This window comes from Massilia sp. DD77, assembly GCF_036961685.1.
Lineage (GTDB): Bacteria > Pseudomonadota > Gammaproteobacteria > Burkholderiales > Burkholderiaceae_D > Telluria.
On sequence record NZ_JBAMDH010000021.1, the window covers coordinates 61,764 to 85,457 of the forward strand.

At 67.6% G+C, this 23,694-nt stretch carries 25 protein-coding genes; 14 read left to right on the plus strand and 11 right to left on the minus strand.

Annotated elements, in window-relative coordinates:
* Positions 1–45: 45 nt before the first annotated feature.
* Positions 46–528 carry a DMT family transporter gene (locus V7778_RS14345; protein ID WP_335556317.1) on the minus strand — a complete coding sequence of 161 codons (483 nt, stop codon included), beginning with the start codon at positions 526–528 and terminating at the stop codon, positions 46–48.
* Between the two features lie 203 nt (positions 529–731).
* Here V7778_RS14345 and V7778_RS14350 point away from each other — a divergent pair, with 203 nt between their 5' ends.
* The gene (locus V7778_RS14350) at positions 732–1,505 is read left to right on the plus strand and encodes a head GIN domain-containing protein (protein ID WP_335556318.1); all 774 of its coding nucleotides are present in this window, start codon (positions 732–734) and stop codon (positions 1,503–1,505) included.
* A 169-nt stretch (positions 1,506–1,674) separates the two neighbouring features.
* On the opposite strand, the gene V7778_RS14355 is transcribed toward V7778_RS14350, so the two are convergent.
* Entirely contained in the window at positions 1,675–2,124 is a 450-nt protein-coding gene (locus tag V7778_RS14355) for a copper chaperone PCu(A)C (protein ID WP_335556320.1), read from the minus strand.
* Between the two features lie 57 nt (positions 2,125–2,181).
* The gene (locus V7778_RS14360; protein WP_211520568.1) at positions 2,182–2,724 is read right to left on the minus strand and encodes a YaeQ family protein; all 543 of its coding nucleotides are present in this window, start codon (positions 2,722–2,724) and stop codon (positions 2,182–2,184) included.
* Between the two features lie 131 nt (positions 2,725–2,855).
* On the opposite strand from V7778_RS14360, the gene V7778_RS14365 reads away from it, so the two are divergent.
* The 7 genes from V7778_RS14365 to V7778_RS14395 all read left to right on the plus strand — a co-directional run bounded on the left by V7778_RS14365 (position 2,856) and on the right by V7778_RS14395 (position 10,939).
* Positions 2,856–3,887: an NADP-dependent oxidoreductase gene (locus V7778_RS14365; protein WP_335556323.1), complete on the plus strand. Its 1,032-nt coding sequence runs from the start codon at positions 2,856–2,858 to the stop codon at positions 3,885–3,887.
* 331 nt (positions 3,888–4,218) lie between these two features.
* Positions 4,219–4,557, plus strand: a complete 339-nt coding sequence (locus V7778_RS14370; protein ID WP_335556324.1) for a KGG domain-containing protein — start codon at positions 4,219–4,221, stop codon at positions 4,555–4,557.
* A 153-nt stretch (positions 4,558–4,710) separates the two neighbouring features.
* On the plus strand, positions 4,711–5,232 hold the full coding sequence (locus tag V7778_RS14375) for a M48 family metallopeptidase (protein ID WP_335556326.1): 522 nt from the start codon (positions 4,711–4,713) through the stop codon (positions 5,230–5,232).
* 218 nt (positions 5,233–5,450) lie between these two features.
* Positions 5,451–6,704: a porin gene (locus V7778_RS14380; RefSeq protein WP_335556328.1), complete on the plus strand. Its 1,254-nt coding sequence runs from the start codon at positions 5,451–5,453 to the stop codon at positions 6,702–6,704.
* 8 nt (positions 6,705–6,712) lie between these two features.
* Positions 6,713–7,144, plus strand: coding sequence for a phosphate ABC transporter substrate-binding protein (locus V7778_RS14385; protein ID WP_335556329.1), 432 nt, complete (start codon positions 6,713–6,715; stop codon positions 7,142–7,144).
* A gap of 1 nt (position 7,145) precedes the next feature.
* A complete protein-coding gene (locus V7778_RS14390; RefSeq protein ID WP_335556332.1) occupies positions 7,146–9,842 on the plus strand; it encodes a bifunctional diguanylate cyclase/phosphodiesterase in 2,697 nt (898 codons plus the stop codon).
* Between the two features lie 2 nt (positions 9,843–9,844).
* Positions 9,845–10,939, plus strand: a complete 1,095-nt coding sequence (locus V7778_RS14395; RefSeq protein ID WP_335556334.1) for a diguanylate cyclase — start codon at positions 9,845–9,847, stop codon at positions 10,937–10,939.
* Positions 10,940–11,097: 158 nt separating this feature from the next.
* On the opposite strand, the gene V7778_RS14400 is transcribed toward V7778_RS14395, so the two are convergent.
* The 7 genes from V7778_RS14400 to V7778_RS14430 form a co-directional block, all read right to left on the minus strand.
* Positions 11,098–11,685: a TIGR00730 family Rossman fold protein gene (locus V7778_RS14400; protein ID WP_335556335.1), complete on the minus strand. Its 588-nt coding sequence runs from the start codon at positions 11,683–11,685 to the stop codon at positions 11,098–11,100.
* A gap of 11 nt (positions 11,686–11,696) precedes the next feature.
* Positions 11,697–12,392, minus strand: a complete 696-nt coding sequence (locus V7778_RS14405; RefSeq protein WP_335556336.1) for a TetR/AcrR family transcriptional regulator — start codon at positions 12,390–12,392, stop codon at positions 11,697–11,699.
* Positions 12,393–12,471: 79 nt separating this feature from the next.
* Complete coding sequence (locus tag V7778_RS14410; protein WP_335556337.1) at positions 12,472–12,921, minus strand: phasin family protein; 450 nt, start codon at positions 12,919–12,921, stop codon at positions 12,472–12,474.
* A 74-nt stretch (positions 12,922–12,995) separates the two neighbouring features.
* Positions 12,996–13,772, minus strand: a complete 777-nt coding sequence (locus tag V7778_RS14415) for a response regulator (protein ID WP_335556339.1) — start codon at positions 13,770–13,772, stop codon at positions 12,996–12,998.
* 80 nt (positions 13,773–13,852) lie between these two features.
* Positions 13,853–14,755, minus strand: a complete 903-nt coding sequence (locus tag V7778_RS14420) for an esterase/lipase family protein (protein ID WP_335556341.1) — start codon at positions 14,753–14,755, stop codon at positions 13,853–13,855.
* Positions 14,756–14,773: 18 nt separating this feature from the next.
* Positions 14,774–16,399 carry a GMC family oxidoreductase gene (locus tag V7778_RS14425; protein WP_335556343.1) on the minus strand — a complete coding sequence of 542 codons (1,626 nt, stop codon included), beginning with the start codon at positions 16,397–16,399 and terminating at the stop codon, positions 14,774–14,776.
* Complete coding sequence (locus V7778_RS14430; protein WP_335556345.1) at positions 16,396–16,917, minus strand: twin-arginine translocation signal domain-containing protein; 522 nt, start codon at positions 16,915–16,917, stop codon at positions 16,396–16,398. The genes V7778_RS14425 and V7778_RS14430 overlap by 4 nt, the downstream gene beginning before the upstream one ends.
* A 148-nt stretch (positions 16,918–17,065) precedes the next feature.
* Between V7778_RS14430 and V7778_RS14435 the strand changes: the two genes are divergently transcribed.
* Complete coding sequence (locus V7778_RS14435) at positions 17,066–17,692, plus strand: DUF6058 family natural product biosynthesis protein (protein WP_335556347.1); 627 nt, start codon at positions 17,066–17,068, stop codon at positions 17,690–17,692.
* 25 nt (positions 17,693–17,717) lie between these two features.
* Here the strand turns inward: V7778_RS14435 and V7778_RS14440 are convergent, their stop codons facing one another.
* Positions 17,718–18,479: an RNA methyltransferase gene (locus V7778_RS14440; protein ID WP_335556349.1), complete on the minus strand. Its 762-nt coding sequence runs from the start codon at positions 18,477–18,479 to the stop codon at positions 17,718–17,720.
* Positions 18,480–18,668: 189 nt separating this feature from the next.
* Between V7778_RS14440 and V7778_RS14445 the strand changes: the two genes are divergently transcribed.
* The 5 genes from V7778_RS14445 (at position 18,669) to V7778_RS14465 (ending at position 23,693) form a co-directional block, all read left to right on the plus strand.
* On the plus strand, positions 18,669–19,448 hold the full coding sequence (locus tag V7778_RS14445; RefSeq protein WP_211520583.1) for an inositol monophosphatase family protein: 780 nt from the start codon (positions 18,669–18,671) through the stop codon (positions 19,446–19,448).
* Between the two features lie 286 nt (positions 19,449–19,734).
* A complete protein-coding gene (locus tag V7778_RS14450; protein WP_335556351.1) occupies positions 19,735–21,084 on the plus strand; it encodes a DEAD/DEAH box helicase in 1,350 nt (449 codons plus the stop codon).
* Positions 21,085–21,411: 327 nt separating this feature from the next.
* Positions 21,412–22,197: a hydroxypyruvate isomerase gene (gene hyi / locus V7778_RS14455; RefSeq protein WP_335556353.1), complete on the plus strand. Its 786-nt coding sequence runs from the start codon at positions 21,412–21,414 to the stop codon at positions 22,195–22,197.
* A 191-nt stretch (positions 22,198–22,388) separates the two neighbouring features.
* Positions 22,389–22,754 carry a VOC family protein gene (locus V7778_RS14460; RefSeq protein WP_335556355.1) on the plus strand — a complete coding sequence of 122 codons (366 nt, stop codon included), beginning with the start codon at positions 22,389–22,391 and terminating at the stop codon, positions 22,752–22,754.
* A gap of 87 nt (positions 22,755–22,841) precedes the next feature.
* The gene (locus tag V7778_RS14465; protein ID WP_335556358.1) at positions 22,842–23,693 is read left to right on the plus strand and encodes a hypothetical protein; all 852 of its coding nucleotides are present in this window, start codon (positions 22,842–22,844) and stop codon (positions 23,691–23,693) included.
* Position 23,694 lies beyond the last annotated feature (1 nt).

The window sequence follows — 23,694 nt, forward strand, 5'->3', positions numbered from 1 at the left end:
CCAAAAATTGCAATATCGAAATCAAAATTGCCGGAAGTTACACGTTCAACGTGAAAAACCTGCAACGATACGGTCGCCGAACAGGGTGATCGCCACGCCCAGCGCCACCACCACCGCCCCGGCCAGGCGCACTGCGGACACCTTGCGGGTCGCCATGTGGATCAGGCCGAAATGGTCGATCGCCATCGAGGTGAAGAGCTGGCCGGCGATCACCAGCACGATCAGGCTCAGCAAGCCGATACGCGGGGCCAGGAACACGGTGCCGAAGACGAAGGCGGCGCCCAGGAAGCCGCCCGCGAACTTCCACAGCGGCTGCGCGGGCAGCGCGGCGAGCGTGGCGCCCAGCGCGCCCGGACCGCTCTTGGCCAGGGCCACGGCCAGCAGCACCAGGGTGCCGCAGCTGAAGGACACCAGGGCCGCGACCACGGAATTGGCGCCGATCGCGGACGCCAGCTGGCTGTTGACGGCCGCCTGTACCGACATCGCGATGCCGACGCAGAAGGCGACCATAAGTAGGATGAGATTCATAAGCTGCTCCACCCGGGATCCAGGGGAAAAAGCGCACGATTCTAGTGCATCTCGCGGCCGAGGGATAGCTGGAATGCATGGCGGCCTGTCCGCTCATCGTGCATTCCACGCCGCCGGCCTTGCGGTTCGTCGCAAACGCGCCACGCGAACGAGGGCGCTTGACTAGGATGGCTTCACTGACATTCGCCTATGAGGAGACCACCATGAACAAGAACACCTTCGCCCTTGCCACCCTGCGTGGCCTGCTGCTGGCCACGGCCCTGGCCGGCGCCGCCGCCCCCGCCTCCGCCGGCCTGTGGCCCTTCAAGGGCGAGCAGGTGGAGGGCAGCGGCAGCGTCAAGCGCCAGGCGCGCCAGGTCCAGCACTTCACCGGCGTGGCGCTCGAGCTGCCGGGGCGGCTGGAACTGCGCATGGGGAACACCGAGGCGGTAACCGTCGAGGCCGACGACAACCTGCTGCCCCTGATCGAGACCGTGGTCGAAGACGGCACCCTCAAGGTCCGCCCGTCCAAGCGCAACCTGAACCTGCGCTCGCGCAACATGAAGATCATCGTGAATGCGCGCCAGGTCGACCGGCTTTCCCTGGGCGGCTCGGGCACCATCGACGCCGACGCCCTGCGCGGCCAGCGCCTGCAGTTCGACCTGGGCGGCTCGGGCAAGATCAACGTGCGCGGCATCGAGAGCGAATCGGTGTCGGTCACCCTGGGCGGCAGCGGCGATTTCCGCGCCGAAGGCGGCAGCGCGCGCAAGCTGTCGGTCTCGATCGGCGGCTCGGGGAATGTGGACCTGGGCAAGGTGGAGTCGAACGACGCCAGCATCAGCGTCGGCGGCTCGGGCGACGTGACGGTGTGGGCGAAGGATGCGCTGAGCCTGACCATCGCGGGCTCGGGCGACGTGAATTACTACGGCGATCCGCGCGTGAGCAAGTCGATCGCGGGGTCGGGGGATGCGCGCAGGCTGGCGGGGTCGCCGCGCTGAGGGGTGATGGTGCGGCTGCGCTCCGCTTGCTTGAACTTGGGTTCCGGCCTTCGCCGGAACGACGGTCTCAAAGCTGGTGGTTCGAAAACGTCCCCGTAGCCGTCACCCTCTGCACCGTCGTTCCGGCGCAGGCCGGAACCTGAGTTTGCCAGCAGATGCGCGACGCGAATCAGTGTCCGCTATGCGCCGAATACGACAAAGGCTTCACCGGCACCGCCACCTTCACCTCCTGCCGCTTCTTGGCAGCATCCTGCACCACCAGCACCAGCTCCACGCTCTCCCCTTCCTTCAGCTGCCGCTTCAGGTCGAACAGCATCACGTGGTAGCCGCCGCTGGCCAGGTTCACCGGCTTCCCGGCCGGCAGCGCGATGCCGTCCACGCGGCGCATGCGCATCACCTGGCCGTCCATGGCCATTTCGTGCAGCTCGGCGCGGCCGGCGACCTCGGTGCGGACCTCCACCAGGCGCGCCGGCTGGGCCGACTTCACCCCCATGAAGGCGCCGGTGCTCTTCTGGACCGGCACCGTGGCGCGGACCCAGGGGTCGGTCACGCTCACCTGGGCCAGGGCTTGCGCGGACAGCAGGGCGGCGCCCAGCAGGACAAGAATGCGAGAAGTCATGATCGTCTCTTCCAAACAAACATACGGACCGGCAAATTATAGTCCGGCGGGCGGCGTCTAGCCGCCGCCGAACAGGTACTCGCGTTCCACCAGCACGGTGTCGACGCCGTCGGTGAGCCAGATCTGGCCGTCCTGGATCGTGCACTGCAGCTGCATCGAGCGCTTGGCGAGCTTTTCCAGCTGGGCGCTGGTCTCCGCGGGAATGTTCACGACCGTCACCTTCCTGGCGCGCTCGATCTTGTTGGCGATGCCCTTGAACCAGATGCTGCTGGTGGCGCTGTAGCTGTACACGAACACGCGCTCGGAGCGGCTGCAAGCCTTCAGGATGCGCTTCTCGTCCGGCTGGCCGATATCGATCCACAGGTCGATGGCGCCGGTCAGGTCCTTCTGCCACAGGTCGGGTTCGTCGACATCGAACAGGCCCTTGGTGAAACCCAGCGCCGGATCGGCGTGAATGGCGAAGGCCAGCACGCGGATCATCATGCGCTCGTCGGTTTCGGAGGGGTGGCGCGCGATGGTCAGGCCATGGTCGCCGTAATAATTGCGGTCCATGTCGGCGATCGACAGGTCGGCTTTGTAGATGGTCGCTTTGAGAGCCATGGATGGGGTCGGTAGATGGATTCGAATGCGTTAGCCCGCTATTGTCGCACGCGCCGCGCCGCAGGCGGTATAGTCTTGTTGCTAATAGCACCATCGCCACCATCGCCACCAACGCCACCATGGAGACCGCAATGACCAATGCATTTCCGCCAAACCAGCAGTTCCGCCTGGGCGCCCGTCCGTCGGGCCTGCCGCGCCGCGAAGACTGGCAGTTCCACGAGGAAGCCGTGGGCGAGCCGCCCGAGGGCGGCATCGTCGTGAAAGTACTCTACCTGTCGCTCGACCCTGCCATGCGCGGCTGGATGAACGAGGGCAAGTCCTATATCCGCCCGGTAGCGATCGGCGAAGTCATGCGGGCCGGCGGGCTGGGCATCGTGGTGGCCTCGCGCTCGCCGCGCTTCGCCGTGGGCGACTATGTGGCGGGCGGCACGGGGGTGCAGCGCTACTGGTCGGGCGCGGCCGACGACAAGGGCGCCGCCTTCGTCAAGATCGATCCCCGCATCGGCGGCACGACCGCCTGGCTCAACACCCTGGGCATGCCGGGCATGACGGCCTGGTTCGGCCTGCGCGAAGTCGGCCAGCCGAAGGCCGGCGAAACGGTGGTGGTGTCCGGCGCGGCCGGCGCGGTCGGCATGACGGTGGGCCAGCTCGCCAAGCACTTGGGCTGCCGCGTGGTCGGCATCGCCGGCGGCCAGGACAAGTGCCGCTTCGTGGTCGAGCAGCTCGGCTTCGACGCCTGCATCGACTACAAAAACGGCCCGGTGCACGCGGCGCTCAAGGAGCACTGCCCGCAGGGCGTGGACGTCTACTTCGACAACGTCGGCGGCGACATCCTCGACGCCGTGCTCACCCGCATCAACATGAAGGCGCGCATCGTCATCTGCGGCGCCATCTCGCAGTACAACGCCACCGCCCAGGTCAAGGGACCGGCCAACTACCTGTCCCTGCTGGTGAACCGGGCGCGCATGGAAGGCATGGTGGTATTCGACTACGCCGCGCGCTATCCTGAAGCTGTGCGCGAGATGGCGCACATGATCGGGGAAGGCAGCCTGAAAAGCATCGAATTCGTGACCGAAGGATTCGAGACTTTCCCGGAGGCGCTTCTGATGCTGTTCGAAGGGCGTAACCTGGGCAAGCTGGTATTGAAAGTCGCCGACGCCTGAAGGGCACGTCGACAAACCTGCTGCGCGTTGCATTTGCGATCTGCGATGCTCATCGTACTCCTGTACGATTTGGCTTCTCGACCGCAACTGCTGCCGCTCGCGACGGTTTTCGATGTGCCCTACGCCCCGAACGACAGCCGTGGCCGCACGGTCCGCCGCCGAGCCGCCACGCCCCGCACCCGGCGGCCGGGGCGGCTCGGCGCACAAACTTGCAGCGGACGGAACTAACGCCAGCCCCTCCTCTCTAATCGCACGAGCGCAGCCATTCGGCGTTCGGCAACATCATCGATACCATCCACATCGACGGCAGCAAGGGTCCAAGGAGATCGACATGGCGACTAGCAAGGAAAGCATCGGCAGGAGCGCGGCCAGTCCAGGAAATGTGCAGAAAAGCGGCCAGCCCGCCAAGCGCGGGTTCGCGGCAATGGACCAGAACCAGCAGCGTGAAATAGCCAGCAAGGGCGGCCAGGCAGCCCATCAAAAAGGTACGGCGCACGAATTCGATTCCGAAGAAGCGCGCCGGGCCGGGCAAAAAGGGGGCGAGGCGGTCAGCCGCAACCGCGCGCACATGGCCGACATCGGCCGCAAGGGCGGCGAAAGCCGCCAGTCGGCCCAGCGGGCAGCCGCTGCCGCCGCCAAGGGCAACCGCCAGGGAGAGAAAGAAGGCTGATCCGGCAAGCTCGACGCCCGCCCACCGCCGCCATGGCGGCGGTGTGGCGCGGACGCCGCATGCGTCCGCCGCCGGGGCCGCCTGTGGTACATTGCGGCCCCTATGCACACTCCGCACACGCCGGCGTCTTCCGCCTCATCCTCTTCACCTTCCTTGCCCAGCGCCCTGAGCCTCAAGTACCTGTCCGCCTACCCCGAGCAGCTGCGTGCCCAGGTCGGCCAGCTGATCGCCGGCAAGCAGCTCGGCGAGGTGCTGCGCCAGCGCTATCCCGTTGCCCACGGCATCCGTACCGACAAGGCCTTGTATGCCTATGTGCAGGACTTGAAGGACGACTACCTGCGCCAGGCCGAGCCGGTATCCAAGGTCGCCTTCGACAGCAAGATCCAGGTCGTCCAGCACGCCCTGGGCCTGCATACGGCGATCTCGCGCGTGCAAGGCAGCCGCCTCAAGGCCAAGCACGAGATCCGCATCGGCACGGTGTTCCGCGACGCCCCGCTCCCCTTCCTGCGCATGATCGCCGTCCACGAGCTCGCGCACCTGAAGGAGAAGGAACACGACAAGGCCTTCTACAAGCTGTGCTGCTGGATGGAGCCGGCCTACCACCAGCTCGAGTTCGACGTGCGTCTTTACCTGACCTGGCTCGAGTTGTCGGGCGAGCGCCTGTGGGCGGCCTAGCCTGCCCGGCAGGCTGCAAATGAAGGTCTTGCCGGATGCGCCGGATGCAGCGCCGGCATCGTTGCCATCAAACAACAATTATTGTCAGAACGATTAATTTCTCTGCGTAAAGTTCTCGACTTAAATAAGCGTGGCGGGTAAAGTTTGACCGGACATACGCATTCGCGTCGTTCCTCCCGGTTCGTTCTGGCTGCCGGGGCCGCTCATCCGACATCAGCATGTATCAGCACATCGTACCCGGCAAGTTTCTTCCTGCCGCGCTTGGCACCGCCATGCTTGCTTGCGGACTCTGCGCTACCGCGCAAGCCGCCGATTCCAGCCTCACTTGGAAACTGTCCGGCTTCGGAACGGTCGGGGCTGTCCATTCCAGCAACCGCGACGCCGATTTCACCACCTCGCCCCTGAAGGCGAGCGGCGCCGGCTATACCCGGTCCTGGAGCCCGGATGTCGATTCGCGCCTGGGCGCCCAGCTCGACGTGAGCAAGGGCCCCTGGTCGGGCGTGCTGCAGGTGGTCAGCGAACAGCGCCTGGACGGCAGCTACCGCCCCCTGGTCGAATGGGCCAACGTGAAATACCAGGTCACGCCGGACCTCGCCGTGCGCGCCGGCCGCATCGCGCTGCCGATCTTCCTGGCGGCCGACTACCGCAAGGTCGGCTATATCGTGCCCTGGGTGCGCACCCCGACCGAGCTGTACGGCAATCAGCCGCTGAGCGGCAGCGACGGCGTCGACCTCACCTGGCGCTGGACCAGCGGCGCGCTGCGCAACACCACCCAGGCCTTCTACGGCCGCACCGATCTCAACCTGTTCAACGGGCTGCGCCTGCAGGCGGCCGGCATCGCCGGCCTGTCGCACAGCATCGAACAGGGCGCCTTCAGCGGCCGGGTCTCGGCCGGCACCGCCACCCTGACCACCGACCTGGGCAGGGAATTGTTCGTCCCCTTGCGCGCCTTCGGCCCGCAAGGCAAAGCCCTGGCCGACCGCTACGACATCGTCGACAAGCGGGTCGTGATCATGACGGCCGGCGCCACCTATGATCCGGGCGCATGGTTCGTCACCGCCGAAGGCGGCCGCACCCGCACCGCGTCGGTGCTGGGCGCCTACACCGCGGTCTACGTGGGCGCGGGCATGCGCTTCGGCGCCTTCACCCCCTACGCCGGCTACGCCCTCTCGCATGCCGAGGTGCCGACCTCGGACCCCGGCCTGCCGCTGGCCGGCCTGCCGCCGCGCCTGGCCGCCACCGCCGGCGCGCTGAACGCCGGCCTGAACGCCTACCTGTTCTCGATGGCGGCCCAGCGCACCTGGAGCACCGGCCTGCGCTGGGACTTCGCGCCGAACATGGCGCTCAAGGCCCAGTACGAACGCGCCCTTCCCAAGCAGGGGACCCGCGGCACCTTCTCCAACGACCAGCCGGGCTATCGTCCCGACCGGCCCATCCACGTCACCAGCGTGGCGCTGGACTTCGTTTTCTGAGGCGCCGCATGGGACATCGTTTACACCACTTCCTCGGCGCCCTGGCCATATCACTCGGCACGGCCGGCCATGCCTCGGCCGAACTGGTCGTCATCGTCTCGGCGCGCAATCCGGCGCCGGCGCTGAGCAGCGACCAGATCGCCGCGATCTTCCTCGGCCAGGCGGGACGCTTCCCGGACGGCGCCGAAGCGGTCGCGCTCGACCAGCGGCTCGGCTCCCTGGAGCGCAACCAGTTCTACCAGCAAGTCGCCGGCAAGACCCCGGCCTTGCTCAAGGCGCACTGGTCGAAGATGGTCTTCACCGGGCGCGGCCAGCCGCCGCGCGAAGCCGCCGACAGCGCCAGCGTGCGCCGCATGGTGGCCGACAATCCGTCGATGATCGGCTACATCGAACGCGCGGCCCTGGACGGCAGCGTGCGTCCGGTGCTGGTGCTGCGCTGACATGAATACGCTCGCCCGCTCCAACCGAGGCGCCCTGCCCGCGCGGGCCGTGCGCAGCCGCCGCAGCCTGCTCTCGCGCTGGCTCGGCATCGGGCTCGAGACCTATGTCTCGCTGCCGCTGTTCGCCCTGCTGCTGGTGGGCGCGCTCTGGTTCGCCACCCTGCACGTGATCGACTCCGAGCGCAGCGCCGCCCAGGAAGCCTCGCTCGACGCCACGCGTGAGCTGGTCGATACCTATGAAGCCCAGATGGCGCGCAGCCTGAGCGGCATCGACCAGACCCTGCGCGTGCTGAAGTACGCGGTCGAGCAGAACGGCCCGACCGGCGCCCTGCCCGCGCTCTCGGCCCACGGCCTGCTGCCGCCCGGGCTGGTGTTCCAGGTCGCGATCATGAACGCCGACGGCCGCGTCCTGGCCAGCAATCCGGCGCTCGGCGCGCCCGACCTGTCGCAGGCGCCCTGGCTGGCCTTCCACCGCAATACCCCGCACGACACGCCCTACGTCAGCGAGACCAGCGGCAGCGAAGAGCCGCACCTGCATTTCACGCGCCGCATCAACGACGCCGCCGGCCAGTTCGCCGGGGTCGCCATGGTGGCGGTCGATCCGTCCTATTTCACCAGCTCCTACGAGCGCTCGCGCCAGGGCGAGCGCGGCCTGCTCGGCCTGGCCGGCCGCGACGGCATCGCGCGCGTCCTGCGCGTCGGCGAGAACGTGTCCTGGGGCCAGCGCTTCGCGCCCGGCGCCGCCGATGCGGTGGTCTTGCGCAATACCGGCGTCGACGCCGAGCTGCGCTACACCAGCACCCGCCCACTGAACGGCTTCCCGCTGGTGGCCGTGGTCGGCCTGTCGCACAGCGAACAGATGACCCAGTTCGAACAGCAGCGCCGCGCCTGGCTGCTGGGCGCCGGCGCCGGCACCGCCCTGGTGCTGGGCGTGGTGACCCTGGTCAGCGCCTGGTCCTGGCAGCTGGCCAAGGCGCGCCGCCGCGAGCGCCGCGCCCAGCAGACCTATGCCGCCGCCTCCGAGGCCAGCCTGGACGCCTTCTTCGTCCTGCGCGCGGTCTACGGCCCGGGCAACAACGTGATCGATTTCACGATCGAAGCCGCCAACGGACGCGCCGAGCAGCTGACCGGCCTGAGCAAGCAGCAGATGGCGGGCCAGCGCATGTCGGTCCTGCTCCCCGCCTCGCTCGGCGCCTGCATGTTCGAGGACCTGGCGGCCGTCGCCACCGACGGCGTGGCGCGCGAGGCCGAGTGGCAGGCGCAAGAGCTGCCGCTGCCGGACCGCTGGCTGCACCGCCAGGTAGTGCCGGTCGAAGGCGGCGTGGTCGCCATCGTGGGCGACATCACCGAACGCAAGACCACCGAGCAGCGCATCCGCCACCTGGCCCACCATGACGACCTGACCGGCCTGCCCAACCGCAGCCTGCTGCGCGACCGCCTGGGCCAGGCGATCCGCGACGCCGAACGCAAGGGCAGCGCGGTGGGCCTGGCCTTCATCGACCTGGACGGCTTCAAGCTGGTCAACGATGGCCTCGGCCACAACGCGGGCGACGAACTGCTCAAGGTGGTGGGGGCGCGCATGGGTCGCTGCCTGCGCCGCACCGACACCCTGGCGCGCTTCGGCGGCGACGAGTTCGTGATCCTGCTGCCCGACCTGTCGGGCGACCCGATGGCGATCACCCAGCTGCTGGAAAAGGTGCGCCAGGCGGTCACCGAGCCGGTGCTGGTCGAGGGCCAGGAAGTCCAGGTCAGCTCGAGCATCGGCGTCGCCTTCTACCCGCGCGACGGCGCCGACACCAACACCTTGATGATGAACGCCGACGCAGCCATGTACCGCGCCAAGGACATGGGCAACAACAACGTCCAGTTCTACGCCAGCGAAATGAACGCCAGCGTCGAGGAAAAGCTGGTACTGCTGGAAGGCCTGCGCGCGGCGCTCGATACCTGCGTGGACGGCTATGCAGGCCCCTGCCAGTTCGAGTTGCTGTACCAGCCCAAGGTCGACCTGCGCAGCAACCGCCTGTTCGGGGTCGAGGCCCTGATCCGCTGGCACCATCCGGAAAACGGCATGGTCTCGCCCCTGCGCTTCATCCCCCTGGCCGAAGAGAGCGGCCTGATCGTGCAGATCGGCGAGTGGGTGGTGCGCACCGCCTGCCGCCAGGTCCAGGCATGGCGCGCCGCCGGCCTGCCGCCCCTGAGCGTCTCGGTCAACGTCTCGGCCCGCCAGTTCGAGGAAAAGCGTCTGGTCGAACGCATCGAAGCCGCCCTGCGCGAAACCGGGCTGCCGCCCGGCGCCCTGGAAGTCGAAGTCACCGAAAGCTCGATCATGCGCGACCTGGCCCGCTCGATCGACAAGATGCGCGAACTCAAGGCGATGGGCGTGTCGCTCTCGATCGACGATTTCGGCACCGGCTATTCGAGCCTGTCGGCCCTGAAATCCTTCCCGATCAGCCGCCTGAAGATCGACAAGTCCTTCGTCAGCGACCTGGCCGACAGCCAGGACGACCAGGCGATCGCGATGGCGGTGATCTCGCTCGGCCACAAGCTCAACCTGCGCGTCATCGCGGAAGGCGTCGAGACCGAACAGCAGCGCGAGTTCCTGCGCGCTAACGACTGCGACGAGATGCAGGGCTACCTGTTCAGCCGTCCGGTGCAGGCGCACCAGATCGCGGCCATGCTCGCGGCAGGCCAGGCGTGAGCATGGCCGCCACTGCATGGCTGGCCCTCGCCGGGTCCGACCGCGGCCTGCGCCGCATGCTGCAATACTGGGCCGCCACCGCCCTGCTCTACCTGGCGTCGATCGGCATGGTGGAATGGCAGGTGCTGCATGGCTTCAGCGAGGTAGAGGGAATGCGCCGGCTGGAGCTGTTCGGCATCGGCGGCATCATGGTCTTCTATTTCATGGTGCGCTTCAGCGCGGTGCTGCGGCTGACGCCGGAAGTCTTGACCGTGACCCAGGCCCTGTACGCGATCGGTTGCGGCATGTGGGCCTATTCGATCGGCGGGCCGGTGCGCAGCGGCATCATGCCGATGACGGTGATGGTGGTTGCCTTCTGCATGTTCGCCCTGCGTCCGCGCCAGACCCTGCTCCTGACCGCCGCGTCGCTGACGGGCATGGGCAGCACCATGTGGTGGCTGCAGGCGCACGACCCCCTGCGTTTCCCGCCCGCGGTCGAAGCGATCACCTTCGGCTACCTGGCTGCGGCACTGTTGTCGACCGCCTTGCTGACCGGCGAGATGAGCAAGCTGCGCGCGAGACTCAAGCGGCGCAAGAAGGAACTCGAGCGTGCGCTGGAGACGATCCGCCTGCTGGCGACACGGGACGAATTGACTTCGCTGGCCAACCGCCGTCACATGAACGAGGTGCTGGCCGAGGAGGAGCGCCGCCATCCGCACGGCGCGGGCACCTGCGTGGCGCTGCTGGACATCGACTTCTTCAAGCAGGTCAACGACCGCCACGGCCACGCCGCGGGCGACGCGGTGCTGCGCAGCTTCGCCGCCACCGCGCGCGGCGCCTTGCGCGGCCACGACGTGCTGGCGCGCTGGGGCGGCGAGGAATTCCTGCTGCTGCTGCCGGACACCTGTCCGTCGGATGCGCGGCTGGTGCTGGACCGCATGGCCGAGCGCGTGCACGCGATGCGGGTGCCGGCGCTGGAAGCGGACCGGCGCATCAGCTTCTCGGCCGGGCTGGCCGAGCGCCGTCATGGCGAGGCGTTCGCGGATGCGATCAACCGGGCGGACAAGGCCTTGTACCGGGCCAAGGAGGCGGGGCGGGACCGGATCGAGATGGCGTAAAGCCCGCGTCTTTACCGTGAGCCCGCAACGCTTCCGTCATTCCCGCGCAGGCGGGAACCCAAGTTTGCTTGCGTGCCCGCTGCGCTTGACGATGGTGGTGCGTCACGGACTTGGGTTCCCGCCTGCGCGGGAACGACGGTGTCCGTACGCACGTGAAGCTATCCCCGCAGGATCTCGCCTTCCACATCCTCCCCCGCCGCCGGCGCCGCGGCCTCGCGCAGCCGCCGGATCAAGAGGCCCGGATCGTCCTCGATCATCATCAGCGCCTCGTGCTCCGGCCTGACGAAGCCCTCTTCGCACTGGTGGCGCACGAAGGTCTTCAGCCCGTCGTAGAAGCGCTGGGTATTGAGCAGCCCGATCGGCTTGGCGTGGATGCCCAGCTGGGCCCAGGTCACCATCTCGAACAGTTCTTCCAGGGTCCCCATCCCGCCCGCCATGGCGATGAAGCCTTCGGACAGGTCGGACATCATGGCCTTGCGCTCGTGCATGTCCTTCACCACGAACAGCCGGGTCAGCCCGGCGTGCCCCACTTCGCGCTCGACCAGGGCCTTGGGAATCACGCCGGTGGCCTCGCCGCCCAGGCGCAGCACCTCGTCGGCGATCACGCCCATCAGGCCCACCTTGCCGCCGCCGTAGACCAGGCCGATGTTGTGCTCCACCAGCGCGCGCGCCAGCATGCGCGCCGCGTCGGCATAGACGGGATGGGCGCCGTGCGAGGCGCCGCAGTAGACAGCGATGGTTTTCATGGGACGCAAGCTTACAGGAATTCGGCGCCGGGGCGCGCCTCGGCCGAGAGCTTCTTGAGGTATTCCTCGGACAGTTTTTCGAACAGCAGCCGGGTGTCGCCGCGCAGGTAGGGACCGACCATGGCCAGTACCTGGTAGCAGCCGCGCGCCAGCGCGTCGGCGATCGCCTGCTGCTCGCTGTACTTGCGCGGATTGCGCACGTATTCATACGACAGCCAGTAGGTCGCCACCACCACCATGTTGGTGGCCATGGCGCCGATCTGCTGGTCCGAGGCTTCCAGCGAGCCCTCGCTGCGCAGGTCCTCGCACAGCTGGCGCGCGACCTTGATCTTGTGCGCCAGGATGGCCTTGAAGTGCAGCTCGAGCTTGCGGTTGCGCGACAGCAGGTCGTTGAGGTCGCGGTAGAAGAAGCGGTAGCGCCAGATCAGCTCGAACATCAGGTGCAGGTAGAGCCACACGTCCTCCATGTTGGAGCGGCGTCCGGCCGGCACCGTCAGGATGCGCTCGATCTCCGCCTCGAACTGGACGAAGATCGAGTTGACGATGTCGTCCTTGTTGCGGAAATGGTAGTACAGATTGCCGGGCGAGATGTTCATCTCCTCGGCAATGACGGTCGTCGTGATGTTCGGCTCGCCGAATTCGTTGAACAGCCTGAGCGAGAGCTCGAGAATGCGTTCACGGGTCCGGCGCGGAGCTTTCTGTTGCATGAAGGACGAGGTTAAAGTGGGTTCCTGAAAGGATAACATCGAACGGTCGTTCGTAGAATGCTTCCTTTCACGGTTTCTTTCAACCGGCCTCGCTTTCCGGCTTCCCTTCCGGCTTCCCTTCCGGTTCGTCCGCCGGCGGCAGGCGCCGCGCCAGCTCGGCCACCTGGGCTTCGAGCTCGGCCACGCGGCCCTGCAGGGCCTCGACCTCGGCCGCGGCCGGGGCGCCGATGCGGGTCAGGGCGCGCGCCACGCGCTCCTCGAACACCTGCTCCAGCTGGTTCCAGGAACTGGTGCCGCGCCGGCTGGCCCGTTCGGCGGAGCGGCTCACGGTCTCGGTGGCGTCTTCGACCTCGCGCGCGTAGCGCTGCAGTTCGCTGCCGTCGCGCACCAGGCGGGTGAAGGCGGTCCCGCCCTCCTTCTGGGCCTTGGCGAAGGCGCCCAGGCCGGCCTGCCAGATCTGCCGGGCGGACGCGCGGACGGCCTGGGCGAGCGCCTCGTCGTCGTCGGGCGGGGTGAGTTTCTTGTTCATGATGGTCTCTGGCTGCATGCGATCCGGGCATTGTAGGCGCGCACGCTAGAAACAGTCTTCTAAAGCTGCTATGCCTAAAGCAGGGCCGCGCCCTGGGAGGACCTACGCCTGCGGTGCAGGCGCAGCGCCTCCTCGACATGGCCGCGCAGCTCCCCGGCCGCCACCGGCTTGGCATGGTGGGCGTCGACCACGCCGGCCGCCATTGCCGCCTCGATCTCGGCCAGGTCGCTCTGGCCGGTCAGCATCAGGCGTACGGTATGCGGGTAGCGGCGCGCCGCCTCGGCCAGCAGCGCGGTGCCGGTCATGCCCGGCATGTCCTGGTCGCACACGATCACCTCGACCGGCTCGCGCTCCAGCACGCCCAGGGCGTCCTCGCCCGAGGCGGCCTTGAGCACCCGGTAGTCCTGGCCGGACAGCATGTCGGCCAGCACGCCCAGCATGAAGCCGTCGTCCTCGACCAGCAGCACGCTGGATGCCGCTTCGGCGGCGGCCGGCAAGAAGGCCTCCAGCTCGGCCACGAAGCTTTCCGGCTCGATCGGCTTGCTGATGTAGCCGTCGAAGCCCGCCGCCAGCACGTGCTCGCGATCGCCCGCCATCGCCAGCGCGGTCACGGCCAGGACCGGGATGACGGCCAGCTCGGGCTCGGCCTTCAGGGCCGCCAGCACGGCGTAGCCGTCCATGCCCGGCAGGTTGACGTCGCAGGCCACCAGGTCGGGCCGCTCGCTGCGCGCCGCCGCCACCCCGCGCGCGCCGTCGGGCGCGGCCAGGGGCGTGTGGCCGTAGGCGCTGAGCAGGAAAGACATCAGCTCGATGTTCGCCGGATTGTCTTCGATGATGAGGATACGGGCCACGGAACGCTCCGCAAAAGCTGCAATGATGTCACTGTAACATGCCGAGGCGTTCGACCGATGTAGGCCGGATGGCGGGGTTCTTAGGTAGCCGCAAGCTCCTGCATGACGGCGTCCAGCACGCGCGGATTGCGGCCCAGGGCCACGTGGCCGACGCCGCCGAAGGCCAGGTTGCGCGCGCCTTCCAGCTCGCTCGAGGTCTGGGGCGCGATGATGTTGTCGTGGTGGGTGTAGATCGAGGTGATGAGGGCGCGCGTGGCGGCGCTCTCGCCGGCGGCCAGCGCCTGCAGCCAGGCACTGGAACGCCGCATCTGGACCGCGTTGGCGCCGACGCCGAGGGCGGCCAGGCTGGTGCCGTGGTGCGGGCTGCCGAGGGTGATCACGCGCGCCACGTGCGCGGTGCCGTAGGCGCGCATCCAGGCGCGCGCCACCAGCCCGCCCATGCTGTGCGCCACCACGGTCACGCGCGGCGCCCCGCTGGCGCGGCGCAGGGCCTCGACCGCATGCTGGACCAGCTGGGCGTAGCCGTCGATGTCGCCGGTGACCGGCTCCAGGTCGAGCGAGGCATGGCTGATGCCGGCGGCATCCAGGCGCCGCGCCAGCTGGCCCCAGTAGCCGCTGTTGCAGCCGTAACCGTGCACCAGCAGGACCGGCGGCAAGGTCGAGGATGGATGGATGCGGGTGCGCGGCACGGCGCGCGGCCCGTGCCAGTTCGCATACAGCATGCTGGAAACGAATTCCTCGGCGAACAGGCGCAGGCTGCCGAGCGGGTCGAGGCGGAACTCGTGCGGCGTGGGGCTGGCGCAGCGCGCGCTCATCACGAAGTTGTTGGCATTGATGAGCAGGCGCACCAGCACCACCGCGCCCAGGCCGGCGCCGAAGGCCGTCCAGCGGCTGGCGCCGGCTTCGCTCAGCGCCACCCCGATGCCGAGCGCCGCCAGCGCCTGCACCAGGATGATCAGCCTGAGGATCCAGCGCGCGCTCACGGGACTAGACTCATGCGGCTAGGCCAGGGGTTCCGCCGGCCGCCCCGTCAGCGCCGCGGCCAGGGTGCTGGCCAGGCGCGTCGTCAATCCGTAGATGCTCAGCTGCGGGTTGGCGCCGACCGAGGTCGGGAACAGCGAGCCGTCGTGCACCGACAGGTTGCCCAGGCCGCGGTAGCGCCCCTCGGCATCGGTCACGCCCAGGCGCTCGTCGCCGGACATGGCGCAGCCGCCCATCACGTGGGCCGACACCACCCGCGTCAGGTGGATGCGCTGCGGCAGGTCCGGGATGGCTTTCCTGGCCGCTTGCCAGCTGGCGTAGCGCGGCGCCATCTCGTGCCCGACCTGCACCTCGCGCGCGCCGGCTGCGAACTGGATCTCGGCCATGCTGAGCAGCGCGCGGCGTGCGCCGTCCCAAAGGTAGCCGTTCAGCGGATAGTCGAGCTCCGGACTGCCGTCGGCGCGCAGGCGCACGTGGCCGCCCTGCGACTCGGGGTGGAAGCCGTCGCGCAACAGGGCCAGCATGGCGTGCATGTGCGGGAAGTCGCGCATGGTCGCCGCGTGGTCCTGGCCGAAGCCGCTCATCTTGGTGGCCAGCAGCAGCGGATGCAGCGGCGGCGCTTCGAGCTTGTAGCCCATCGGTCCATCGACCGGGCCGGTGTGCAGGAAGTGGTCCGAATAGACGGTCTGCGGCGCGCCGGCCCAGGCGTCCACGCGCTGAGGGAAGAAGGCGGCCGAGATCAGGGTCGGATGCAGGAAGGTGCGCCGGCCCAGCATGCCGCTGGGGTCGGGCGCGCCGGAACGCAGTAGCAGCGCCGGCGAATTGATGGCGCCGCCCGCCACCACGTAGTGGCGCGCGCGCAGGCGCAGCACGCGTCCGGTGGGCGCCAGTCCGTCGGCGCCGAGGGCGTGGCAGACCAGTTCCTCGACCTGTCTCTTGCGGATCGCCAGCCGTTCAGCGCGGGCGCGCGTCACCAGGGTGGCGCCGTGGTCGAGCGCCGCCGGGATGGTCGTCACCAGCATCGACTGCTTGGCATTGGTCGGGCAGCCCATGCCGCAGTAGCCGAGGTTCCAGCAAGCGTTCACGTTGCGGCGGATGAAACCTGTCGGGATGCCGAGCTGCCGGGCGCCGCGGCGCAGGATGTCGTTGTTCTCGTTGGGCGCGGCCTGCCAGTCGCCGACCTTGAGGCGCCGCTCGGCCATCTCGAACCAGGGCGCGCTGGCCTCGACGGTGGCGCCGGGCAGCGCGTACTGCCGTCGCCACCATTCCAGGGTGTCCGGCGGGGTGCGGAAGCTCGAGGTCCAGTTGACCGTGGTCGAGCCGCCTACCGTGCGGCCCTGCAGGATGTCGATGCCCTTGTCGGCGCTCTTGCGCGCCGCCGATTCCTGGTACAGCGCGGGGTAGGCCTCGGCCTCGCGCATGTTGAAGTCGCGCGAGGATTTGAGGGCGCCCTCCTCGACCAGGATCACCGACAGGCCGGACCGGGCCAGGATCTCGGCGCTGATGCCGCCGCCCGCGCCGCTGCCGACGATGACGACATCGGCCCGCAGGGCGCGGTCTTCGTTCAGGGAAGCCGCGTCGATGACCTTCCAGCCGCGCGCCAGGCCGGCCGCGATCGGGTCAGGGATGATGTGTTCCTTGCTCATGCGAGCTCCTTGAGCGGACCGGGATAGCCGATCGCTTCCCAGCTGGACGGCTGGGCGTACCAGGCGCCGAGCACCAGGTCGTGCAGCGCCTGGTATGCCGTACGCAACAAGCCCAGGCGGTGCAGGCGCCAGTCCTGGAGGAAGGCGCTCACCTGCTCGGGGCTGGCGTTCTCCCAGCCGTCGGGAATGCCGGTCAGCAGGCGCCGCGCCGGGGCCAGCGCGAGCAGGCCGAACAGGTCCTGCACTTCCTTTTGCGTGGCGGGCGGCAGGCCCAGGATGGCGGTGTGCACCCCGGCGACGGCGGCGTCCAGCGCCTGCCGGCGCCGGGCCGGATCCGCCGGCAGCGCGCCGGCCAGGATCGCGGGCGCGATCGCGTGCAGCGCGGCGCGCGCTTCGCCGTCGAGGGCGAAACGGTGCGGCGTGCCGGCGTGGGTGGCGCGGTACCAGGCGCCGCCTCCGGCCAGCAGCAGGGCGGCCAGGCCGCCCGCTTTCAGGAAAGTCCTGCGTGATGTCCCCATGCTCGTTCTCTTGTATTTTTCTCCGGCTAGGATAAAGCGAAAGCCACGCCAGCGGGCCGGATTAGAGGGCTTCATCTAGACCTCCGGCCGGCGGATGCTTCGATCCGCAGCGAAGCATCGCGCGCCCCTATCCCGCTAGCATGGCGCCATGGAACTCATCGACTACCTCAAGCGGCATTTCTTCAGCCGCGAACAACTGCTGGCCTGCGCCGGCATCAAGGGCGAGCATCTCGACAGCCTGGTCCGCGAAGGCGCGATGCCGCGGGCCTCCTACCGGCTGCGCCTGGCGCTGGGCTGCGATTCCTTCTTTGGCGCGCACGCGGAGGAACATGCCATCGATTATTACGCACGCGGCTATGCGGCCTGGATCGGGGCGCTCGGGGAAACGGCGCTGGAACCCTACGCCCTGTTCGCGCGGCGCTACCGCCAGGCGCTGGCCGCCCTGCCCTTGCGCAGTCCCGATGCGAAGCTGAACGCGGGCCTGGAGGCCCACCTGCGCGAGGAATGGGGCCATTTCCTGGACGGGACCTATGGCCTGTGCACCCGTTCGGGCCTGCCGGAAGACATCGCGGCAAAAGAGCTGGCCATCTGCGTGATCCGCGAGGAGACCGCGTCGAAGGCGCCTGACCTGGCGCGCCTGAAGGAGGCGGTCGACTTGCTGGACCGGGCCAGCAGCCCGTTCGCGCCGCATGAACGGGCGCGCAGTTCGCGCAGGCGCTACGTGGACGCGGTGCGCGCCCGCCATGGATTCGAAGTCAACAATATTTGCACTTAGCTGCTGCCGTGCAAAGACTGTTTGCCTAGTGTTTCGGCGTGGTCTTGAGGATCTGGCGCGCGATGCCGCGCAGGATGTTGACCTCTTCGGTCTCGAGCTGGGTGCGCGCGAACAGGCGCTTCAGGCGCGGCATCAGCTTGCCGGGATTGTCGGCCTTGAGGAAGCCGATCGCCGCCAGCGCTTCTTCGAGGTGGGCGTACATGCCGTCGATCTGGGTCACGCCGGCCGCGTCGCCATGGAAGCCCACGCCCCCCAGGTCGACGCCGTCGCCGGTGGCCGCCAGGCGCGCCTCGTAGGCCAGTACCTGGGCCGCCTGCGACAGGTTGAGGGAGGAATAATCCGGATTGGCCGGAATGTTGATCAGGACGTTGCACCCCTCGACGATGTGGTTCGGCAGGCCGACCCGCTCGTTGCCGAGCACCAGCGCCGGGCGCAGCTCCGGCTGCCCCGCCGCGTGGCTTGAAAAGGCGCGCGGGGTCCAGACGGGCGGCGAGAACTCGCGCAATCTGGCCGACACCGCGGCCGCGAAGTTGCAGCCTTCCAGGGCTTCGCCGATGCTGCCGACGATGCGCGCCCCCTGCAGCACGTCGCCCGCGCCGCTGGCGAAGGCCACCGCTTCCGCATCGTCGAGCGGATCCTCGCACTTGGGCGTGACCAGCACCAGGTCGCTGAACCCCATCGTCTTCATGGCCCGCGCCACCGCGCCGATGTTGCCCGCGCGGCTGGTTTCGACCAGGACAAAGCGCAGCCGGGTGAAAAGAGAAGTGTCGGTTTGGGTCGGGTTCATTTACAATAGCGCCATCGCGCGGTGTGCGAACGGTTCGAAAGCGGGTGAGGTTGCAAAACTTCGGCTCGCGATTGTAACGGGTTCGACACCGCTTTGCTCTTTAATTCACTCTCAAAGCTGACCGTTCACAGCGCCTGCGTGCGTTCGTGGGCCGTTCGCGTTTTTCACGGAAAAGCCTCCATGCACCCAATGCTCAACACGGCCATCAAGGCCGCTCGCCGCGCCGCCACCGTCATCAACCGCGCGTCCTTCGATATCGACCGCATTACCGTCTCCGAAAAGCAACACAACGATTTCGTCACCGACGTCGACCAGGCGGCGGAACAGGCGATCGTCGAGACCCTGCTGAAGGCCTACCCGGGTCACGCGATCCTGGCCGAGGAAAGCGGCGCGTCCAGCAACCTGAACGACGAGAGTGAATATGTGTGGATCATCGACCCGATCGACGGCACCACCAACTTCCTGCACGGCTACCCCAACTACTGCATCTCGATCGCCCTGCAACAGCGCGGCGTGATCACCCAGGCCCTGGTCTACGACCCGGTCCGCAACGACCTGTTTACCGCCACCAAGGGCGCCGGCGCCTACCTGAACGACAAGCGTATCCGCGTGCGCAGCACCGACCGCATCGCCCGCGCCCTGCTGTCGGCCGGCCACGGTCCGGACCCGCGCGCGCTGGCCGAATACCTGCGCATGTACGAAGTCGTCGCCTCGCGCAGCCATGGCGTGCGCAGCGGCGGCTCGGCCGCCCTGGAACTGGCGAACGTCGCCGCCGGCCGCATCGACGGCTACTTCGAAAAAGGCCTGAAGGTGTGGGATATCGCCGCCGGCGCCCTGCTCGTCACCGAAGCGGGCGGCATCGTCGGCGAGTTCAGCGGCGAGTCGGATTACCTGCACAAGGGCGACGTGATCGCCGCCGGCCCGAAGGTATTTGGGGGCCTGATCCCACTGCTCTCGCCTTTCGCGTAAAATACCCTCCGTGTTACCGGGATGCCTGCAAGCTCTTGCTTGCGACATCCCGCGTCCATCGGCCTGAAAGTGCCCCGGTTGTCTGTCACGCGCGATCCGCGTGCCCTCCACAAAACTTTCCTTAGTGAAACATTTTCACTATAATCCCGGCTAGCCGCAGCTTTCGATCGTCGAACTGCGGCAGCGTCCGGGCGGGATGCGGCTCGGCCGCCCGCCTGCACTAATCCGATCCGAGTTCCTGGACTGGCGCCTTTGATGGCGACGGGCCACTCTTTACTGAGAATTTATGTCCTTTTCTACACTTGGCTTGTCCGATGTCATCGTCCGCGCGGTGACCGAACAGGGTTACACCGCCCCGACGCCGATCCAGGCCCAGGCCATCCCTGCAGTCCTGAACGGCGGCGACCTGCTGGCCGGCGCCCAGACCGGCACCGGCAAGACCGCCGGCTTCACCTTGCCGATCCTGCATCGCCTGTCGACCGACAAGGTGGGCGCCACCCTGCGCAACAAGACCGCGCCGCGCACCATCCGCGCCCTGGTCCTGACCCCGACCCGCGAACTCGCGGCCCAGGTCGAGGAAAGCGTGCGCGTGTACGGCAAGTACACCAACCTGAATTCCGCCGTGATCTTCGGCGGCGTCGGCATCAATCCGCAGATCAAGCTGCTCAAGCACGGCGTGGACATCCTGGTGGCCACCCCTGGCCGCCTGCTGGACCACGCCGGCCAGGGTACCGTCGACCTCTCCAAGATCGAGATCCTGATCCTGGACGAAGCCGACCGCATGCTGGACATGGGCTTCATCCACGACATCCGCAAGGTGCTGGCCCTGTTGCCGCAGAAGCGCCAGAACCTGCTGTTCTCGGCCACCTTCTCGGACGACATCAAGGCCCTGGCCGACCGCCTGCTGGACAACCCGGCATCGATCGAAGTGGCGCGCCGCAACTCGACCGTGGAAGTGATCGCGCAAAAGATCCACCCGGTGGACCGCGACAAGAAGCACCCGATGCTGTCGCACCTGATCAAGTCGAACAAGTGGAACCAGGTGCTGGTGTTCACGCGCACCAAGCACGGCGCCAACAAGCTGGTGGAACAGCTGGGCAAGGACGGCATCGGCGCGATGGCAATCCACGGCAACAAGAGCCAGTCGGCGCGCACCAAGGCGCTGGCCGAGTTCAAGGATGGCAGCCTGCAGGTGCTGGTGGCGACCGACATCGCGGCGCGCGGCATCGACATCGACCAGCTGCCGCACGTGGTGAACTACGACCTGCCGAACGTGCCGGAAGACTATGTCCACCGTATCGGCCGTACCGGCCGCGCCGGCGCGACGGGCGAAGCGGTGTCGCTGGTCTGCGTGGACGAGCACCAGATGCTGAAAGACATCGAAAAGCTGATCAAGCAGACCCTGCCGCGTCACGTGATCCCGGGCTTCGAGCCGGACATGAACGCCAAGCCGCAGCCGATCCAGCTGCGCAGCGGCGCCCCGGGCCACGCCAACCGCGGCCGTCCGAGCGGCGGCCGTGGCGGTAATCCCGGCAATGCCGGCAACAAGCCACGCAGCCCAGGCGGCGCCCCCGCCGGCGCCAAGCGCAGCGGCCCGCGCCCCCCGCAAGCCTCCCGCCCCGCACGCGACCGCTAATCCCGCTCCCGGCCGCTCCCCGCGGCCGCCGCGCTGATCCTGAACTAGGGTCAGAGTCGAATTCTTTGGCAACTTTAGGTAATTGCCCAACAATTCGACTCTGACCCTATTTATTTTTTCGTCCGGCGGAAACGAAAAACGGCGAAAACGTAAAGCTCAGCAATTTAATCCCTTCCGCCAATCGCCTACCGTCAAAAAATTGCCCAACGGCTCGAAAAATAATTGGGGTCAGAGTCGAATTGTTTGGCAACTTTGAGGAATTGCCCAACAATTCGACTCTGACCCCGGTTGAGGTAGGATAGGGGTTTGCCGACTGCCGATTCAGCCATGCCCCAGTTCGCCGCCAACCTCAGTATGCTGTTCAACGAAGCGCCATTTCTCGAGCGCTTTGCGCTGGCGCGCGCCAGCGGGTTCGAGGGGGTGGAGTGCATGTTTCCGTATGGCGTGGAGGCGGACAGCATCGCCCAGCGCCTGGAACGGCAGCAGCTCAAGATGGTGCTGCATAACCTGCCGGCCGGGGACTGGGCGGCGGGGGAACGCGGGCTGGCCTGCGATCCGCGCCGGGTCGGGGAATTCCAGGACAGCGTGGCGCTGGCGCTGGACTATGCGCTGGAACTCGGCACGCCGCGCCTGCATTGCCTGGCCGGCCTCTTGCCGCAGGGTGTGGCGCGCGAGCGGGCCCATGCGGCCTACGTCGAGAACCTGCGCTTCGCCGCGGCCCGCTGCGCCGAACACGGCATCGACCTGCTGATCGAACCCATCAACGACCGCGACGTGCCGGGCTATTTTTTGACGGGCACGCGACAGGCGGCGGAGGTCATCGCGGAGTGCGGGGCGGCCAACCTGTTCATGCAGTACGACATCTACCATATGCAACGCATGGAAGGCGACCTGGCCGCGACCCTGCGCCACTACCTCGGCCTGATCCGCCATATCCAGCTGGCGGACGTGCCCGGCCGTCACCAGCCGGGCAGCGGCGAAATCCATTTTCCCTTCCTGTTCCGCCTGCTCGACGAGCTCGGCTATGAAGGCTGGGTGGGCTGCGAATACCTGCCCCTGGGCGCGACCCACGCCTCCTTCGGCTGGCTGGAAGAATACCGCCGGGACCGCTAGCGTCCTGAATTGTAAATTTGTTGAGCGATCAATGCAGCGACATCGCCCCGAGACAAGAAACAAAGCACAGCAAGGCCGTGGCCTTGCACGCATTTGTGCCGCAATGATTCAGTAAATCTTCAATCCGCGACGCTAGACAAGGGATTGCCGGTCGGGCAACATCGCTGCTTCCCACCCTATCAGGAACCGCCATGATCCAAGGACTGCGCACCGTCATCTACCCCGTCGCCAACCTGGCCGAGGCCGCCGCATGGTATGCGCGGGTGGCCGGCAAGGCCCCTTACTTCGACCAGCCCTTCTATGTCGGCTTCGAAATCGGCGGCTTCGAACTGGGACTGATCCCGGACGGCCAGCCCGGGACCGCCGGCGCCACCGCCTACTGGGGCACCCAGGACGCCGACGCCGAACTCGCCCGCCTGCTCGAACTCGGCGCCACGGTCGAGTCGCCGGTGGCCGACGTCGGCGAGGGCATCCGTGTCGCCACCGTGCGCGACCCGTTCGGCAACCTGTTCGGCATCATCCAGAATCCCCACTTCGACAACACCAGGCTCGCCTAGTTGACGCTTAGCAAGATCAGGGCGATCCGGGTTTGAAAGAATGAGGAGGTTCAGGCCGCCACGTTGCGCGGCCGGGGAGGACCTCCGATGCTCCATCGCCTTGCGATCCACCTGGGCCTGGCCGCCAGCCTGCTGCTGGCCGGCTGCGCCACGACCGGTCCCGTCAGCCTGCAGGAGGTGCGCGAATTCGCGGATGCCTCCGCCCGCCTCGGCGGCTATTCCGAACTGGCGCGGCGCTACCGCGACACCTACGAGCGCGAGCAGCCCTATCTGTCGCCCGCCGCCGACAAGCTGGCGCGCGAGAACGATGCCAGGCGCCGCGCCGTCTTCGATGACTTTGTCGCCATCCAGAAGACGCTGGTGCTCTATATGCAAACGCTCAGCCTGCTTACGGGCGACGGCCGCTACGACCTGTCCGAGCGTATCGATGACCTGGGCAATGGGCTGAAGGCGAATACCGATTCCGGCCTGCAGCAGCGCCATATCGCCGCCTATACCGGCCTGACCCGCCTGCTGACGCGGGTCATCGCCTCGGGCTACCAGAACCGCAGTGTCGAGACCATGGTGCGCGACGGCGACGGCGACGTGCAAGTCCTGCTCGACGCCATGATCTCGCTCACCCGGCTGTACTACAAGACCAACGAGAATGAGAAGAAGACCGTGCTCGGCATCTTCGATGTCGAGATCCCGTTTTCGACCCGCAGTGCAGACCGCATGCTGGTCACCCTGGCCAAGGTCCATTACCTGAACAAGTCGACCGAGTACAGGCTGATCGACCGGCGCTACGAACTGGCGCTGCAGGGTTTGACCAAGGTCGCGCTCGGCCACCAGAAGATGCGCGAGCACCTGAACAAGCTGACGAACGACGACATCCGGCGCCTGCTCGCGAGCTACGGCCGCGACCTGCGCACCATCCGCGACAAGCTGTCCGGCGATTGAG